We start from the raw sequence: 16,692 nt of genomic DNA on the forward strand, positions 1-16,692 counted from the left end.
TCAGAGACGGCGTCGCTGGATGAGTTTCGCAGCGACACCGACGGGCACGACGACCCACGCCGCAAGCGCCGCGGCGACCATCGGCGCGGTCAGCCCGGCCTGTGCCAGCACGCTGCCGAAGCCGCCGGCGACCACGTCCACCTGCGAGAGCGCGAGCACGCGGAAGCAGTCCACGGGATTGAGGAGTATCGCCGCGGCGATAGCGCCGGACCCGAGGTCGAACCCCGCGACGGCCCCCAGTGCGACCAGGTCGTGCAACAGCGCGACCCACAGCCAGATGGCGAGTGCGGCACCGAGCGCGTGGGTCTTCGTCCGGGCGACCGTCGAGACCAGCACTGCCACGCCCAGCATCGCACAGGCGGTCAGCACCGCTGCGAGTGCGACGGCCGCGTACTGGCCGACGCTGGCGAGACCGATGTAGCGGACGGTCAGCAGCGCGCCGGGGACGAAGCCCAGCAACATTGCGCCGGACAGCACCGCCGCCCGGCCGACGGCGGTCCCGACGACGACACGGCCTTTCGTCACCGGGAGCGCGAGCATGAGTTCGAGCGACCCGCGCTCGTCCGCCCCGACGATGGCGTCGTAGCCGACCGCCAGCGCGGTCAGCGGAACGAGGTAGACGCCGAGTTCGGCGATGGTCGCGATTACCGCGTCGAAGCGACCCGGGCCGACCGAACTTGCGCCGAACTGAACGACGGCGGTGGTGAAGAGACCGAACAGCAGCGCCACGCCGAGCGCCCATCGGCTTCGGACGGCCAGCCGGTACTCCCGGCGAGCGATGGTGAGCAGGCTGCTGTCGGCAAACCGAGCAAGCGCCGATTCGTCGGCAGCGTCCGTGGCCGTACTTCCCTCGGTTCCGCCGTCGTGCAACCGGGTGGCCGGAGCGTCGACCGAAACGACGCCGCCGTCCGGGGTCGGATCTGTCGAGGAGTCGCCCTCGCTCATGCCGGCTCACCTCCGGAGTCCTCGGTCGCCGCCCCCGCAGCCGCTGCCGCCGCCGTGCTGTCGGAGCCGGGGTCATCGGCGTCGTCCGCCCCGACGGCATCGTGGAACGCAGCTTCGAGGCCGGGTTCGCGGACTTCGAAGCGGTCGATGTCGTACGCCTCACCGACGACGGTCAGCAGGTCGTAGGCATCGGTCGGCGTGGTCTGTGCCGTTAGGTCGACGCCGGCGCGGCTGACACTCGACGCGCCCTCGTGGTCGCGAAGCATGCCTGCCACGTCGCTCGCAACCGCCTCGGACGCGAGCGACAGCGACACCGTCACCTCGTCGGCGGCGGCGCGGCGAAGCTCCTCGACCGGTCCCGCAGTCGCCACCTGTCCGTCGGCGATGATGACCGCCTCCGAGCAGAGCCGCTGAATCTCCCCGAGCGCGTGCGAGGAGAAGACGATAGTCACGTCCGTCTCGGCCGCCAGGGATTCCACGACCTCGTGGAACGCCCGGATGCCGTCGGGGTCGAGCCCCGCGGTCGGTTCGTCGAGTATCAGCACGGCCGGCTCGCCGACGAGTGCCGTGCCGAGGCCGAGCCGACGGTTCATCCCGTTGGAGTAGCCGCCGACGCGGCGGTCCGCGGCGTCCGCGAGTCCGACGGTGTGCAGGATGCGCTCGACGTGGTGTGCCCGGTCTTCCCGGGGCACCGAGCGCATCCGGGCGTGGAAGCTGAGTATCTCGCGGCCGGTCAGGCTCGGCGGGAAACCGGCGTGCTCCGGCAGGTAGCGCACTCGCTCGCGGACGGTGGTCCCGTCGGTCGGGTCCGCGCCGGCGACGGAGACGCTGCCAGCGTCCGGTCGGTTCAGCCCGACGAGCAGTTTGAACAGCGTCGTCTTGCCGGCCCCGTTCGTGCCGAACACGCCGAGGGTGGCCCCCTGTTCGACAGACAGACTCAGTCCGTCGAGCGCCTGCACGTCGCCGTACGCTTTCGATACGTCGTCGACATCAATCACATTCATAGTAGCTCCTCCAGTTCTCGTGGGGTGGTTCGGTGAGCGGGCGGGCGTCGACGACACCGGGCGACTGGACGACGGGCACGGACGACTCGGCCAGCCGAACGGCGTCGAAGGCCGGGCTACTGGCGAACACCCGCGCGGCGGGCTTTTCGGCAGTCACTTGCTGGACGGTCCCGGCCGGCTGGTAGCGGGTGTCGCCGACGCCGTCGTCGTCAACATCGGTCGGGTTCGCCCGGGACCAGTAGTTCCCGACGCTCTCGTTCCAGTGGACCTGGTCGCTCATCACCGCGAGCACCGGCCGGTTGTTGCGGATGAAACTGTTCTCGGTCACGGTTCCGTCGGTGCTCCCCGCGGCGATGTGGACACCGATATCGTTGCCGACGACGAGGTTGCCGACGATGCGATTGCTGACGGAGTTGTAGACGAACAGCCCGTTCTCGTTGTCGACGAGGTGGTTGCCGCGGATGTCCGTGTCGTCGATGCTCTTGACGAGGATGCCGTGGCCGGACTGCCCGCTGTTGTTGACCGCGACGTTGTCCTCGATGACGAGGTGTTTCGACACCATCAGCGCGTACCCGACGTCGTTGTTGAAGGCGGTGTTGTCCCGCAGGTGCGAGTCGTCCGAGTACATGTAGTGGACTCCATAGCGGAGGTCCCACATCGTGTTCTCGCTGGCGTTGACGTCTTTGGCCCAGTTGAAGTACAGTCCGTCCCGGACGGTGGTGATGTCGTTGTTCCGGATGACGCTGTCCTCGGTCTTCCAGATCTGGACGCCGTTGCCGCGTTTGGTCAACTGCGTTATCTCCTCGCGGCCGACGATGGTGTTGTTGCGGATCTCGGCGTCGTCGACGCCGTCGAGCCAGATGCCGAAGGTCATGTCGGTCACGCGGCTGTCGCGGACGGTGACGTCGCTTCCGTTGACGAATATCGCGGCGTCGTTCGTCGCGGCGCTGTAGCCGCTGTTGCGGACCCAGAGGTCCGCCACGGTGACGCCCTGCGCTTCGACGGCGAGCACGTCGCCCTCGCCGTCGCCGTGCAGCAGCGCTGACCCGGGACCGTTCCCGGACAGCGTGACGTTCCGCGTCGTTACGACGAGAGTCTCGTCGAAGCGACCGGCAAGCGTGACGGTGTCGCCGGGGTCCGCCGCATCGACTGCCGCCTGTGCGCTATCGTAGGTCTCGCCGTCGACCGTTGCGGTGCCGTCGGCCGACGGGGCGGTGAACGAGTCGGTCTCGGGCACGTCGGGGTTGAAGGCGAGGTCGTCGCTGCCGGTCGGGCCGGCGCTGGCCATCCCGACAGCCACGACCGACAGCACGAGCAGGGCCGCGGTAGCGACGGCGAACACGCGCTCGAAATCGTGGGACAGTGGGCTCATGAGTGGGTTTCTGGTTGGTCAGATTTGACCGCGGTGGTCGTGGGGCGGTGCGGGGCGTCATCCTCGTCGTCGGTGTCGCCGTCACGGCCGAGGCGGTCCCGAACGGCGTCGGGAAGCCCGGTGAGCCCGCTACGGAATCGGGCCGGGAGTTCGCTGAACGTCGCCGCCTGGTCGCGGTAGTAGTACGAAACCGCGAGCAGTCCAACGGCAGCTGCGGCCATGTACGCGCCGAGGCCGAACCGGGAGACGCTCGTGATGTTGGCGACCTGATACTGGCCCCACAGCGGCGGCGTGAAGCCGTCGACGCCCATCACCGGCGCGCCCGGGTCGAGCGTGTGGCCGGCCTGCCAGAGCCGGTACTGGATATCGGCCAGCATCACGGTGAACACCAGCACGGTGCCGCCGAACTGGTATTTCAGGCCGCGCTTGAGCTTCTCGGTAGTCGGTGCGACGGCGACGAACACCGACAGCAGTGACACGCCGATGAACGCAACGGGCCCGAGCGCCCACTCGGGCACGTCGATGGCGTTCTCCTCAACGGGGAAGTTGGGCTCGACTAACACCGGGTCGGGGAAGTAGAACCCGACGTAGTGGTTCAGCCGCGCCATCTCGATGAAATCCCCAGTCAGGTGGGGGTAGGCGTACAGGGAGACGTGCAGCGTCGTGCTCGGATACTGGACCGCGTCGACGCTGATGTGCCACATCGGGAACGCGAGCGCCGCGACGAACAGCAGCGCCGCTCCCACGGGGAGGCCCCGTCGAATCTCGCGGAAGTCGTCGATGGTGGGTCGTTGCATGGCTGAACACCTCCGAAATGGGTTGTGTCGCTACCCCTCCGCCGGTTCGACGATCATCCGGCTGCGCATCTCAAGGTGCAGGGCGCTACAGAAGTACGTGCAGTAGATCCAGTACACCCCGGGGTCGTCAGCCGTGAACGTGACTTCGCGGGTGTCCTGTGGGGCCACGGCGTAGTTGATGTCGTGCTCGGGGATGGCAACGCCGTGGATGATGTCCTGTACGCCCTCGATGTTGGTCGTGGAGAGTTTCACCTCGTCGCCCTCCTGAACCGTGAAGTCCGGCAGGCCGAACTCCGAGCGCTTGGTCGTCATTTTGACGTGGACGCTGTTCTCGCCCGTGCGCTCGACGCCGGAGTCCTCCTCGGTGATGTAGGTCTCCTCGTAGTCGTCCTTGTCGTAGACCTTCTTGGCGTCTATCTTGTCCTTGTGGGCGAACACGCAGTCGTGTGGCTCGGGGTAGGCCGGGTGGTCCGCGACCAGTTCCATCTCCTCCTCGCCCTGCCCGATGTGGATGAGCTGGTCGTTGTCGGGCATAATCGGGCCGACCGGGAGGAACCGGTCCTTGGAGAGTTTGTTGAGGCTGACGAGCCACTCCCCGTCGGGGTCGGTCGTCATCGCCTCGAGGGCCTGAATGTGCCCGGGGTTGTAGTGGACGTCCTGCTTCTCGATGATGGGGTCCTCGGACCCTTCTTCGGCCTCGACGGCCGCCTCGATGTCCCACTTGACGGCCTGTGAGTCGATGAACAGCGACGTGTAGGCGTGTCCGTTGCCGTCGAAGGTAGTGTGTAGCGGGCCGAGTCCGACGCGTGGTCGCCCGGCGACGACATCTTCGGGGTCGGAGGAATCGGCCAGCGCGTTCAGGTCGATCATCGTCACCGTCGGCGAGAGCTTCCCCGCGACGAAGGCGTAGTCGCCGTTCGGGCCGACCTCGACACAGTGGGGGCTTTTCGGCGTCGGGATGTACTTCACGATCGGACGGTCGCCCTGGTTGAGCGAACTCCCCTGCGTGCCGTCGACGACGGGGATGCCGTTGACCTCCTCGTAGTTCCCGTTCTCGACGGCCTGCTCGATGGCCGGGATGTCGAAGGCCTTGACGTTGTCCCGGTCGTCCTTCGTCATGCCCTGAATGTCGGTGGCCTCCTCGCTGTTGTACGCCGAGGAGATGGCCCACCGACCCTCTTTGCCGGTGTCGACGATGTCGAGGTTCCCGTCGACTTTGACCTGCCACTGGGTCTCCATCGACTCGGGGTCGACGGCGACGAACAGCGACGTGTAGTTGTCCGGGTTCTTCGCGTCGGTCCCGTCGTTGGGCAGCGGCACGCGGAACTCGCCGTTGCCCAGCACATACTTCGTGTCCGGCGAGAGGACACAACAGCCGTGGATGGCCTGCATGTTCGGGACGTCCGTGATGGCGTCCGTTTCGAAGTACGTGAGATTCACGCGGGCGATGCGGCCGTTGGCCTTGTCGTTGACGTACAGGTATTCGCCGTCGTAGTCACCGTCCGTCTCCGAGAGGTTCGGGTGGTGATTGTCACCCCAGCTATACCCGCCGCCCTCTTCCAGCATTTCCTGAGTCCCGTCAGTGAACCCATAGCCCGACGCACAGTCGGTGTTGAACACCGGAATACGGGTGAGTTCCCGCATCGACGGGATACCGATGACCCGCAGTTCGCCGGAGTGGCCGCCGGACCAGAAGCCGTAGTATTCGTCGTGTTCGCCCGGTTCGACCGTGTGGCTCGCGCCGCTGCCCGAGGGTGTCGACTGGCTGCCGGCACTGCCATCGCCACCGCCGGTCAGCGCTGAACAGCCAGCGACGGACCCCATCGCACCGGCGGCGACGCCGGCCTTCATGAAGTCTCGGCGACCGAGCGAGAGGCCGGGCAGTCCCAGCGAGAGGTTGTCGTCCGCAGTCGATTCGTCGGGGGACTCGACCTCCGCCAGTACCGAGTCGAGGGTTTCTTCGTACTCTTCGAGGACTTCGTTCGGATCGCGTGGGGTTTCGTTTTTGCTCATATCAGACCACCTTGATTGTGCCGACCATCCCGTTCATCTCGTGGGGGATGCAGTAGTACTCGTAGGTCCCCGTCGTCTCCAGCGTAACCTCGTAGCTCTCGCCTTTCGGAATGTTGCCTTCCTGCCCGTTACTGTAGCCGTCTTTCGCGGCCTGCAGGGAGTCGAACCCGCCGGACGCGAAGTAGTCCGCGCCGTCGGGGATCTCGTCCTCGTAGGCCGTCACCGTGTGGCCGATGCTGCCGACGTTCTCGAACGTGACCGTCGTGCCTGCCTCGACCTGGATTTTCTTCGGCTCGTATGCCAGTTCGTCCGTCATTTCGACGGTGCTCGTCTCGGTCCATTCGGACCCGCTCCCGCCGTCACTGGACTCGGTCTCGCCGCCGTCTGATCCGTCACCGCCGCTACCTGAGTCGCCGTCACCGCTACTGTCGGAGCCGCCGCCCGATGAACAGCCAGCTAGCGCGACTCCAGCCGCGAGACCCAGACCGCGAACGAATGTTCTACGCGTTTCCATGGTAGCTCACGGCTGCAACTCGAAGACCAACCTGTATATATAGGGAACCGCACTCTCATCTCGCAGGAAGCGGGGCGAATATGTTCGCCCGGAGATAGTGAATGGTGTCCTCTCGTGACGGTTGCCGCGGAATACAACGACTGTGTACTCGTCTCAGTACTCCTCAAGTTGGGAGGGTGTGCCGGCGTCCAGTTCACCGCGCTTCAGTGACGCCTACACCTGTCTGCCAGAGAGCCGCCCGTTCAGCTGTCCACAGATTCCTGTAACCGCGCGAGACTGGTCAACACCGGATACGTCCAGAGTTGCTCTTCGTACATGTACGTACAGAACTCGTGTGTCTCGAACCGGTAGACGCTTGAGTGGAGCTGGTCCTGGCGCTCCTGTAGAAGCGCAGTAACGTCACTCTGGAACGTCTCGCGATACCACTCGGGCACGACTGTGCTGTCGAGCGTCTCGATGATCTCCTGCAGACTGCTGCGGTACTCCAGCATCGACTCCTGTTCGATTTTGACAGCGCGGTCCAGCGAGGTCCGTTCGTCGATTGCTTGCTCGGTCGCTGCCACCAGCGAGCGTTTGAGCGGCGGCGAGAACCCGACGTTCGTCTCGGGGTGAAACAGCGCTGCGTAGTCCGGCCCAAACTCGATAGCGACGTTCTCGACCAGCGATTCGTCGTACACTGACTCGTAGTGGTCGACAGCCAGCACCGTGTCGGCGTAGGCGTCCCGTAGCGCTTCGACGGGGTCTGATGCGGACTGTCGACCTCGCGCACCGACGGGGGAGGAGGGCTGGTCGGCGGGGTCGACGGCACGCAGGCGCTGGAGGAAGTCTTCGAGACCACCTTGCTCGGCCGCGAGCTCCGTTTCCTCCACGTCAAGCACGGAGAGAGCCGTCTCGATCGGCTCGAGAATGTGGTCTCGCCATGTATGCAGGAACCACTGCGTGCCGTCCTGCGCAGGCGTCGTTGACATACTAGTGTCTCGTTCAGTAACAACAATAAGTGTTTTAGTTACCGGACAACACCCCCGTGTTCTGGACGACTATTTATATATCCTTGTCGGCTAGCACCACCGTCTCCGGGACCCATCGTGCGGTTTCGATCTAGCAGCGATTACGGTACTGTAGAACAGCAGCAGATTCCATCAGAGGTAATTATATCTGTATTCATCATTTCTGGATAGAAAAACGGACTATATTAGAGACGGTTCCGAACTTTCAATCTAGAAGTGCGATATACGATATTAAAATTGATAGCTCAAGGATAAATAACTCAATAGTAGGTGCAAATTGAGCGTTAATCTGAACACCTCGATAAGACAGCGCCCTACGGCTCACAGCACAGACACACTCACAGCTCGGCTGTTACCGATTCTGTCCGCAATGAGTCGGACGGTCATACTGTGCGTGGCATTACTTCCTGTCGGTCGGTAGCGACCAAACGGGTGTTCCGGTCGCTCATCGCTCACATCCGGGTTTTTAAATAATGACGGCAACTCTACTGGGGTAATGACCGACGACGCCGACACACAAAACACGGGCCGGCGGATACAGTCCGTGGAGAACGCCTGCGAGATCATCGAAGCCGTTCAGGAGTCAAACAGCGCGACGTTGCAGGAACTGAACGAGCGAATCGAGCTCTCCCAGGGAACGCTTCACACGTATCTTGCGACGCTGACCGACTGTGGCTTTCTCACGAAGGACGACGACACGTACCAGCTCGGTTTTCGGTTCGTCACGATGGGCGAACACGTCCGCAACGAGACGGAACTATACACCGCTGGACAGGAGGAAGTGGACAAACTGGCGGACAGGTCCGGCGAGTACGTCCATCTGGTCGTCGAAAACGACGGGCGCGAAGTCGCCATCTACGAGCGGCGAGGGGAACACGCCGTCGGGATGGACTACCACCTCCAGTTACGGGAGGCCCCACAGCACCTCCACGACAGTGCTTCGGGGAAGGCGATCCTCTCGTGTCTCCCGTCCGAACGCGTCGAGGAAATAATCGACCGTGAAGGGCTCTCGCGACAGACACAGCACACGATTACGGACCGAGAGACGCTCTGCGACGAGCTAGAGACCATCCGGGAGCGAGGGTACGCGACGAACGACGAGGAAGAGATTCGGGGCCTTCGGGCGGTCGGTGCGCCGATTCTGGACAACGACGGGACCGTCGTCGGCGCGGTCAGTGTGACTGCACCGACCAGCCGTCTGAAAGGGACCCGTTTCGACACCGAAATCCCAGAGATGGTGATGGAGGCCGCGAACCTCATCGAAGTCAATCTCGAAATGACCTCGTTTGACCGGGGCACGTAACAACGGCGTCGTACACTCGTCTCCATCTGTCGGCGACGACCACGAAACGACGACGGCGTCCGGACTTCGACATTTGGATAGCTCAAATCTCGGCTGTGCTACTGTGACCGTCGAACGGAGCGATTCACCCAGCAAATGAGCCACAATAACAGTCGTACCATCGTTAGGAAGAGGTCGAGGTAGCGTATCAGGCCCGATAGCCAAGCCTGCAGGCTGTTTCCGGCGGGTCGCCGCGGGAGTTATACCTGTCGTGGGTGGTCTCTCTCAGTACAGTGCTCCGACACTGCTGTGCCAAGTCTATTTTTGAGATAGTCAAAGCACGGGGAAATTCTCTGTTCAGTACTAGGCCATGGTATAGCACGTCTGCGTCGATATTCTGCTATCCGGCGTGGCTTCATCTGACCAGTGTGGCCTCGCCTATGTTGAGCATATCAAAGATTATTTATCGGATATTCCGCAAATACGCCACTAATCTGGCCCATAATACTCTATAAGCGACGAATGAAGGTGTCTGCTTGGTTTTGCTATGTTCAAACTATTTGTCCCGCAGACAGTCCCAAATATTTATTAACAATACCGGTATTGGTGCCGATACACTGTCTCACTCCAGCCGTCGGATGTTGACAGTCAGGACGGAAGCAGCGTGCTGAACGACGCAGCGTACTCGCCCCATTGGTCCCGAAGCGAACGGGCGTACGCACCGGAACCAAGAGCCGAATCCACCAACCAATCATGAGCACACAGAAGGAGCCATCAGAACAAGCACCAGACGACGATGAATCGCCAATCGCGACAGCCCGCCGCCAACTGGAGCGGGCGGCCGAACACCTCGATCTCTCCGAGGGGCTGCTTGAGCAGCTCCGTCACCCATCGAAAACCGTCGAAGTGTCTGTCCCGATCCGCCGAACCGACGGGAGCGTCGAGGTGTTCAACGGCTATCGCGTCCAGCACTTCGAGGTCAGAGGGCCGTACAAAGGCGGCATGCGATACCATCCGAGCGTCTCCGCCGAGGAGTGTACGGCGCTGGCGATGTTGATGACGTGGAAGTGTGCGGTGATGGACCTCCCCTTCGGCGGCGCGAAAGGCGGCATCGTCGTCGATCCGTCGACGCTCGACGCACAGGAGACCGAACAACTGACCCGTCGGTTCGCCGAGGAGCTCCGCGAAGTCGTCGGGCCGACGAAAGACATCCCAGCACCCGATATGGGGACCGACGAACAGACCGTCGCCTGGTTCATGGACGCGTATTCGATGCAGGAAGGCGAGACGGTCCCCGGCATCGTGACCGGCAAACCGACAGCGGTCGGCGGGACACACGGCCGCGAGGAAGCACCCGGCCGGAGCGTCGCCATCGTCGCCCGCGAAGCGCTCGACTACTACGACGGAACCGTCGAGGGTGCCACTGTCGCCGTACAGGGCTTCGGTGCTGTCGGCGCGAACGCCGCACGCCTCCTCGACTCTTGGGGCGCATCCGTCGTCGCTGTCAGCGACGTCGACGGCGGCATCTACGACGAATCCGGCCTCGATATCGAATCGATTTCGGCTGACGGCGACGAACACGGCCAGCTAGGGGACGTCGACGCACCACGGCAGATATCTAACGCCGAGCTGCTGGAACTCGATGTTGACGTCCTCATTCCCGCGGCAGTCGGGAACGTCCTGACCAAGGAAAACGCTGCAGACGTGCAGGCGAGCATCGTCGTCGAAGGGGCGAACGGCCCGACAACGACAGCAGCCGACGCTGTGTTCAAAGAGCGCGACATCCCAGTCATCCCGGACATCCTCGCCAACGCCGGTGGCGTCACTGTGAGCTATTTCGAATGGCTCCAGCACATCAATCGCCGGAGCTGGTCCCGCGAGGAGGTCAACGAAGAACTCGAAGCCGAGATGCTCGATGCCTGGGAGGCTCTCCGGACCGAAGTCGAGGACCGTGACGTCACATGGCGAACGGCTGCCTACATCGTCGCGCTCTCACGAATCGGTGAGGCTATGAACGCCCGCGGGCTATGGCCGTAGCAACGGATGTCCCTTCAGTCTACCCACTCGCGAGACCACAGTCGTTCCGTGTCACCTGTCGCGGTGCTCGGTGTCCCCTTCGCGCTCGGTGCCGACCGGCGTGGCGTCGACATGGGGCCGTCGGCGATTCGCTACGGCGGCCTCAGTACCGCCCTCGATACGGCCGGCGTCGAATACACTGACGCTGGGGACCTCGCACTGCCGACGCTACAGTCGCAGTCGGCGACCACCGACGACGGCGCGAAGTACCTCGATGCGATCGCCGAAATGACCGACACCCTCGCCGACCGGGTGGCGACGGAAATAGCCGACGGGAGCGTGCCGCTGGTGTTAGGCGGCGACCACTCTATCGCGATGGGCACGATGCGTGGCGCGGCCCAGACGGACGAACTTGGCGTCATCTGGTTCGACGCCCACGGCGATTACAACACCCCGACTACGTCGCCTAGCGGGAACGTCCACGGTATGCCGCTTGCGGCCGCCCATGGCTACGGCGACTTCGCAGAGATGCCGTGGGCGACCGCCCCGAACGTCGCCGAGGAGAACACCGCCATCGTCGGAGCGCGGAGCCTCGACGCTGACGAACGAGCGGTCCTCCGTGAGAGCGACATCTCCGTCTTTACCATGGAAGATATCGACAGGCGCGGTATCGGACCGGTCACCGACGAGGCGCTCGACATCGCGACCGACGGCGTCGACGACATCCACGTCAGCCTCGACCTCGACTGGCTCGACCCGGACGACGCGCCGGGGGTCGGGACGCCAGTCCCGGGCGGCGTCACCTACCGGGAGGCACATACGGCGATGGAACGGGTCGCCGACCGCGACGCCGCCGAATCGGTGCTGCGCTCGCTCGACGTCGTCGAGGTCAACCCTATCCTCGACCAGCGCAACACGACGGGCGAACGAGCGGCCGAACTCGCCGCCAGCGCGTTCGGCAAGCGGATCCTGTAGCGTATCGTAGCCATTGAAAATCAAGGCACACCTGATCGCATGACGGCAGTGCGATCAGTGTGTACATCGTTTCAATTGTTACTATAGCTTCGAACCGCGGCACGCACCCAGTTGTGTGGCCGGCACGCGGGGCCGGAACACAGTGATTTATTACCAATGATGGCGATTGTGATAACATGGACCGCAATACTGCGGAGCCGCGTGTCGATAGCCTTCCCGGCCCACAGAGCAGCGAGTGGGTCGAGTACCACCACGAAACCGCCGCGCCGAGCACGTACGTGTACGATTTCGTCTGGGACATCACTGAAGACGCAATCGGTCCGTTCTGTACCGATGCGGACGGCAACGTCCTGCTCGATTTCACCTGCCACGTCGCCGCGTCACCGCTCGGCTACAACAACCCGAAAGTGCTCGACCGAGCCGACGAGTTCGACATGGTCGACCCGCTGAAAATAGCCGGCCAGGACTTCTACGTTAGCACCGGCGGCTCGCCCGACGAAACGTCGCTGCCGGGTCCCGCCCACCTGATGGATAGGCTGACCGACATTACCAGCCACTACGACTTCGACACCGTCTTCCTCTCGAACTCCGGCGCAGAGGCCGTCGAGAACGCGATGAAGATCTGCTACGACAACTGCGAGACGCCGAAGTACGGCATTACCTTCGACGGCGCGTTCCACGGTCGGACCCTGGGAGCGCTCTCGCTGAACCGTTCGAAGTCCGTCTACCGCCGGAAGTTCCCCGAACTCAGCGGGATCCACGACGTGGAGTACTCCGAGGCCGGGGTCGAGCGCCTCCGTTCGAAACTCGACGCAGACACCGGCCACATCCCGCCCGAGGAAGTCGCATTCCTCATCTTGGAGCCGATACAGGGCGAAGGCGGCTATCGCGTCCCGAGCCCCGAGTTCCTCTCGGCCGTCGACGACCTCTGCCGGGAACACGACATCCCGATCATCGCCGACGAAATCCAGTCGGGAGCCGGCCGCACGGGCGAGATGTGGGCTGTCGACCACTACGACATCGAACCGGACGTCATCACGAGCGCGAAAGCGCTCCGGGTCGGCGCGACCATCTCCCGCTCGGACATCTTCCCGTCCGAAACGTCGCGGCTCTCCTCGACGTGGGGGGCCGGAGACATCCTCGGCTCCATGCGCGGCGCACTGACACTCGCCGCTATCGAGGACCACGACCTGCTGGACAACGCCGCCGAGAAGGGGACGTACTTCATGGATCGGCTCCGCGAGGTTTCGGCGGACCGTCAGCTGGTCGAGGACGTTCGCGGTCTCGGCCTGATGACCGCGCTGGAGTTCGACACGGCTGACCGACGCGATGCCGTGATGGAAACCGCGCTCCAACACGGCCTTCTCACGCTCGGCTGTGGCCAGAAATCCCTCCGGCTCCTCCCGCCACTCGACGTCACCGAGCGCGAACTGGAACTCTGTCTCGACATCCTCGATTCGGTGTTTACCGAGGTTGCAGACCCTGTCGCGTCGGCCTGACCCTCGCGACTTCTGCAGTAACCGAAATGTTAAAATATGATTGATTCGACTGTGGGACTATGCCACGAGAGGCACGCGTAGACAGACGGAGGTATCTGCAGGCAATCGGTGGCACTGTCGCGACCCTGTCGGTCGCTGGCTGTCAATCGGGCAGCGGGGACTCACAGACGCTCACCGCGGGAACAGCGCCGGGCTTTCCGCCGTTCGAGATGAAGCAGGACGGCGAACTCGTCGGCTTCGACGTCGAGTTGCTGGAAGCTGTTATCGCGGCGTCGGAGTACGAACTGAGCGGGTGGGAAGAACTGGAGTTCAAATCACTCATTCCGGCGCTGAACAACGGGAACGTCGACGTCGTCGCGGCAGGCATGACGATCAACGACGACCGCGACGAAGCGATCGACTTCTCCGACCCGTACTACAGTTCGAACCAGGCCATCGTCGTCCGCGAGAGCGGGTCGTTCTCGCCGTCGTCGTTAGACGACCTCTCCGGAGCGACGGTCGGTGCACAGAAGGGGACGACCGGCGAATCCGTCATCAAGGACCAGCTCATCGAAGCGGGAACGGTTCCGGAGTCGAACTACAACGCGTACGGCAACTACGTGCTCGCCGTCGAGGATTTGCTGAACGAAAACGTCGACGTCATCATCATCGACGTCCCCGTCGCGAACTCCTTCGTGGCGGACCGCCCTATCGAGTCCGCGTTCGTCCACGAAACCGGCGAGCAGTTCGGCTTTGGGGTTCAGTCCGGCAACGACGAACTCGCGGGTGCGCTCAACAGCGGGCTGACTACCGTCGAGGACGACGGGACGTACCGGGACCTGACCGAGAAGTGGTTCGGACAGAAGTGAGGCCATGGCAGCAATCCTACTCCAGACCGCTGACTGGCTGTTCGTCGCCAACAACTGGGGCCTGTTGCTCGGCGGGACAGCTGTCACCATCGCGCTCACCGTCTCCAGTATTCTCCTGGGATTCGTCGTCGGGTTCCCGGCCGGTGCGATAGAGGTGTACGGCTCGGACAGGGCCCGGCGGTTGGTCGAACAGGTCGGGGTCGTCCTCCGTGGCACCCCGCTGCTGGTCATCATTATGATTCTGTACTTCGGCCTCTCTATCTCCAGTAGCGCGTTCGTCACGGCGACCATCGCGCTCGGTCTCCGGAGCGCCGCCTACCAGTCACAGATCTTCCGCGGTGCGCTCCAGAGCGTCGACGACGGACAGCTGGAAGCGGCACGCGCCGTCGCGATGTCCCGGTTCGAAGCGATTCGACACGTCGTCGTCCCGCAGGCGCTCCGCCGGAGCGTCCCGGGGTTCCAGAACGAGTTTACCATCGTCCTCAAGGACACAAGCATTGCCATCGTCATCGGAATCGGCGAGCTGCTGACGACGGGACAGAACCTCTACGAAGGCGGGCAGTCGACGGCGGCACTCGAAATATTCCTCGCCGTCAGCCTCGTCTACTTCGTGCTGACGTTCGCGACGAATCGGTCGCTCGACAAGCTCAGTGACTACTACGCCGTACCGGAGGGAACGACATGACACAGCCACTACTTTCAATCGACGACTTACACAAGTCCTACGGGAACGAAGAGGTACTGGAGGGCGTGGGCCTCGAGATGGACCAGGGCGACGTGACGGTCCTCATCGGCCCCAGCGGCTCGGGCAAGTCCACGCTGCTCCGATGTGTGAACCGACTGACGGAGATCAACAGTGGCCGGATCGCCCTCGACGGGCAGGACGTGACCGGAGCCGACACTGACGTCAACGAACTCCGAAAGGAGGTCGGCATGGTGTTCCAGGATTTCAACCTCTTTGCGCACCTGACGGCGCTCGAAAACGTCACGCTCGGCCCGAAAAAAGTACTCGGCATGGACGCTGCTGACGCCGAGGAAGCCGGCCGGACCCATCTCGAACAGGTCGGATTGCTGGAGCAGGCCGACTCCTACCCCGCTGAACTCTCCGGCGGACAGAAACAGCGCGTCGGTATCGCGCGCGCACTCGCGATGGACCCGGAACTGTTACTGTTCGACGAACCGACCAGCGCGCTCGACCCGGAACTCGTCGGCGAGGTCGTCGAGGTGATGCGCGACCTCGCAGCGGAGGGCATCACGATGCTCGTGGTCAGTCACGAGATGGACTTCGCGCGGTCGGCCGCGTCGGACATCGTGTTCCTCGACGACGGTGAAATCGTCGAACACGGCCCACCGGAGCAACTGTTCCAGAACCCGACAGCGGACAGAACCGAACAGTTCCTGAGCAGATTGCACGCACACGAGGAGACGGCATGAGCACGGCCGAATCGACAACGTCGCCGAATCCGGGGCTCCGTGACCGCGTGGAGACGGTCTTCACCGTCCGCCCCCTCACAGTCGGCCTGGCACTGTTCTGGGTCTGGGTTCTCGCCCGCTGGACCACTGATTTCGTTCTCGCGGGGGTATTCGGGCTTGACCGCGGCACGCCGTTCGTTCCGGCGGCCCCGTTTCTGACGACAGCGGACACTGTCGCCTCGCTCGCCGCGTCACTTGGTGTTGCCGGAGCGCCGCTCGTGTGGTTCGCCGACGCGCTCCGGTTTGCCGCCGACGCGACGGCGTATCTGCCGGCACTGGCCCACGGCGTCTGGACGACGGTGCTACTGACGGTCTTCAGCGTCTGTCTCGGGTTCACGCTGGCGCTCCCGCTCAGCGTCGTCCGTGTGTACGGAGGGCGGTGGGCCCGGTGGTTCGCGCTGTCGTACACGGAACTCATCCGCGGGACGCCATTGCTCGCCCAGTTGTTCGTCCTCTACTTTGCGACCTCACTCACGCAGGTTCTCAGAGGCGTCCCGGGGGTCGGCGTCGGATTCATTCCCGCGCAGGCGTTCTGGGTCGCTGTCATCAGTTTCACGCTGAACAGCGCCGCCTACCAGTCCGAGTATCTGCGCGCGTCACTGGAGTCCGTCGACGGCGGGCAGTTGACCGCTGCACGCGCCATCGGGCTCTCGAAGCTCGAAGGGATACGGTACGTCGTCGTTCCACAGGGCCTCCGACTCGCGCTTCCCAGCTGGACGAACGAACTCGTGTACCTCATCAAGTACTCCTCGCTGGCGAGTTTCATCACCGTCCAAGAGCTGTACGGCCGGACGAGTACCATCGCTAACGAAACGTACCAGTATACCGAACTCTTCGTGCTGGTGGCGATACTGTATCTGGCCCTGGTCGTGTCGGCATCAGCACTGATGGACCGAGTTGAATCGCACACCGCAACCGCCGGTGTCGGACACACCAGACAATGATTA

General features: G+C 63.5%; 15 protein-coding genes. 8 read left to right on the forward strand and 7 right to left on the reverse strand.

Annotated features, from left to right (window positions below):
• The 7 genes from ACNO8S_RS05715 to ACNO8S_RS05745 all read right to left on the reverse strand — a co-directional run bounded on the left by ACNO8S_RS05715 (nt 1) and on the right by ACNO8S_RS05745 (nt 7,613).
• Complete coding sequence (locus tag ACNO8S_RS05715; RefSeq protein ID WP_420182632.1) at nt 1–945, reverse strand: ABC transporter permease; 945 nt, start codon at nt 943–945, stop codon at nt 1–3.
• Nucleotides 942–1,949 carry an ATP-binding cassette domain-containing protein gene (locus ACNO8S_RS05720; RefSeq protein ID WP_420182633.1) on the reverse strand — a complete coding sequence of 336 codons (1,008 nt, stop codon included), beginning with the start codon at nt 1,947–1,949 and terminating at the stop codon, nt 942–944. The genes ACNO8S_RS05715 and ACNO8S_RS05720 overlap by 4 nt, the downstream gene beginning before the upstream one ends.
• Nucleotides 1,936–3,321, reverse strand: coding sequence for a right-handed parallel beta-helix repeat-containing protein (locus ACNO8S_RS05725; protein ID WP_420182634.1), 1,386 nt, complete (start codon nt 3,319–3,321; stop codon nt 1,936–1,938). Before ACNO8S_RS05725 ends, ACNO8S_RS05720 begins: the two co-directional genes overlap by 14 nt.
• Nucleotides 3,318–4,118, reverse strand: coding sequence for a hypothetical protein (locus tag ACNO8S_RS05730; protein ID WP_014040109.1), 801 nt, complete (start codon nt 4,116–4,118; stop codon nt 3,318–3,320). The genes ACNO8S_RS05725 and ACNO8S_RS05730 overlap by 4 nt, the downstream gene beginning before the upstream one ends.
• 30 nt (nt 4,119–4,148) lie before the next feature.
• Complete coding sequence (gene nosZ, locus ACNO8S_RS05735) at nt 4,149–6,131, reverse strand: TAT-dependent nitrous-oxide reductase (RefSeq protein WP_129755008.1); 1,983 nt, start codon at nt 6,129–6,131, stop codon at nt 4,149–4,151.
• A 1-nt stretch (nt 6,132) separates the two neighbouring features.
• On the reverse strand, nt 6,133–6,645 hold the full coding sequence (locus tag ACNO8S_RS05740) for a plastocyanin/azurin family copper-binding protein (RefSeq protein WP_050007404.1): 513 nt from the start codon (nt 6,643–6,645) through the stop codon (nt 6,133–6,135).
• Between the two features lie 242 nt (nt 6,646–6,887).
• Nucleotides 6,888–7,613 (reverse strand): DUF7260 family protein, encoded by a 726-nt coding sequence (locus tag ACNO8S_RS05745; RefSeq protein ID WP_050037872.1) that lies wholly within the window; start codon nt 7,611–7,613, stop codon nt 6,888–6,890.
• A gap of 535 nt (nt 7,614–8,148) precedes the next feature.
• Here ACNO8S_RS05745 and ACNO8S_RS05750 point away from each other — a divergent pair.
• The 8 genes from ACNO8S_RS05750 to ACNO8S_RS05785 all read left to right on the forward strand — a co-directional run bounded on the left by ACNO8S_RS05750 (nt 8,149) and on the right by ACNO8S_RS05785 (nt 16,689).
• Nucleotides 8,149–8,955 (forward strand): IclR family transcriptional regulator, encoded by an 807-nt coding sequence (locus ACNO8S_RS05750; RefSeq protein WP_014040113.1) that lies wholly within the window; start codon nt 8,149–8,151, stop codon nt 8,953–8,955.
• A gap of 732 nt (nt 8,956–9,687) precedes the next feature.
• A complete protein-coding gene (gene gdhB / locus ACNO8S_RS05755; RefSeq protein WP_008309650.1) occupies nt 9,688–10,971 on the forward strand; it encodes a glutamate dehydrogenase GdhB in 1,284 nt (427 codons plus the stop codon).
• A 6-nt stretch (nt 10,972–10,977) separates the two neighbouring features.
• Nucleotides 10,978–11,925: an arginase gene (gene rocF, locus ACNO8S_RS05760; protein WP_049942903.1), complete on the forward strand. Its 948-nt coding sequence runs from the start codon at nt 10,978–10,980 to the stop codon at nt 11,923–11,925.
• A gap of 176 nt (nt 11,926–12,101) precedes the next feature.
• Nucleotides 12,102–13,424 carry an aspartate aminotransferase family protein gene (locus ACNO8S_RS05765; protein ID WP_014040115.1) on the forward strand — a complete coding sequence of 441 codons (1,323 nt, stop codon included), beginning with the start codon at nt 12,102–12,104 and terminating at the stop codon, nt 13,422–13,424.
• 59 nt (nt 13,425–13,483) lie between these two features.
• The gene (locus tag ACNO8S_RS05770; protein ID WP_014040116.1) at nt 13,484–14,272 is read left to right on the forward strand and encodes a basic amino acid ABC transporter substrate-binding protein; all 789 of its coding nucleotides are present in this window, start codon (nt 13,484–13,486) and stop codon (nt 14,270–14,272) included.
• Between the two features lie 4 nt (nt 14,273–14,276).
• Complete coding sequence (locus tag ACNO8S_RS05775) at nt 14,277–14,957, forward strand: amino acid ABC transporter permease (protein ID WP_014040117.1); 681 nt, start codon at nt 14,277–14,279, stop codon at nt 14,955–14,957.
• The gene (locus ACNO8S_RS05780) at nt 14,954–15,706 is read left to right on the forward strand and encodes an amino acid ABC transporter ATP-binding protein (protein WP_014040118.1); all 753 of its coding nucleotides are present in this window, start codon (nt 14,954–14,956) and stop codon (nt 15,704–15,706) included. Before ACNO8S_RS05775 ends, ACNO8S_RS05780 begins: the two co-directional genes overlap by 4 nt.
• On the forward strand, nt 15,703–16,689 hold the full coding sequence (locus tag ACNO8S_RS05785; protein ID WP_420182635.1) for an amino acid ABC transporter permease: 987 nt from the start codon (nt 15,703–15,705) through the stop codon (nt 16,687–16,689). The genes ACNO8S_RS05780 and ACNO8S_RS05785 overlap by 4 nt, the downstream gene beginning before the upstream one ends.
• The last annotated feature ends 3 nt before the right edge of the window (nt 16,690–16,692 follow it).

The sequence above is a fragment of the Haloarcula sp. KBTZ06 genome (genome assembly GCF_048595605.1).
GTDB lineage: Archaea > Halobacteriota > Halobacteria > Halobacteriales > Haloarculaceae > Haloarcula > Haloarcula hispanica.

Coding starts and splice junctions, on each gene's coding strand:
- ACNO8S_RS05715 (WP_420182632.1), bottom strand. CDS start 945: ATGAGCGAGGGCGACTCCTCGACAGATCCGACCCCGGACGGCGGCGTC.
- ACNO8S_RS05720 (WP_420182633.1), bottom strand. CDS start 1,949: ATGAATGTGATTGATGTCGACGACGTATCGAAAGCGTACGGCGACGTG.
- ACNO8S_RS05725 (WP_420182634.1), bottom strand. CDS start 3,321: ATGAGCCCACTGTCCCACGATTTCGAGCGCGTGTTCGCCGTCGCTACC.
- ACNO8S_RS05730 (WP_014040109.1), bottom strand. CDS start 4,118: ATGCAACGACCCACCATCGACGACTTCCGCGAGATTCGACGGGGCCTC.
- nosZ (WP_129755008.1), bottom strand. CDS start 6,131: ATGAGCAAAAACGAAACCCCACGCGATCCGAACGAAGTCCTCGAAGAG.
- ACNO8S_RS05740 (WP_050007404.1), bottom strand. CDS start 6,645: ATGGAAACGCGTAGAACATTCGTTCGCGGTCTGGGTCTCGCGGCTGGA.
- ACNO8S_RS05745 (WP_050037872.1), bottom strand. CDS start 7,613: ATGTCAACGACGCCTGCGCAGGACGGCACGCAGTGGTTCCTGCATACA.
- ACNO8S_RS05750 (WP_014040113.1), top strand. CDS start 8,149: ATGACCGACGACGCCGACACACAAAACACGGGCCGGCGGATACAGTCC.
- gdhB (WP_008309650.1), top strand. CDS start 9,688: ATGAGCACACAGAAGGAGCCATCAGAACAAGCACCAGACGACGATGAA.
- rocF (WP_049942903.1), top strand. CDS start 10,978: ATGTCCCTTCAGTCTACCCACTCGCGAGACCACAGTCGTTCCGTGTCA.
- ACNO8S_RS05765 (WP_014040115.1), top strand. CDS start 12,102: ATGGACCGCAATACTGCGGAGCCGCGTGTCGATAGCCTTCCCGGCCCA.
- ACNO8S_RS05770 (WP_014040116.1), top strand. CDS start 13,484: ATGCCACGAGAGGCACGCGTAGACAGACGGAGGTATCTGCAGGCAATC.
- ACNO8S_RS05775 (WP_014040117.1), top strand. CDS start 14,277: ATGGCAGCAATCCTACTCCAGACCGCTGACTGGCTGTTCGTCGCCAAC.
- ACNO8S_RS05780 (WP_014040118.1), top strand. CDS start 14,954: ATGACACAGCCACTACTTTCAATCGACGACTTACACAAGTCCTACGGG.
- ACNO8S_RS05785 (WP_420182635.1), top strand. CDS start 15,703: ATGAGCACGGCCGAATCGACAACGTCGCCGAATCCGGGGCTCCGTGAC.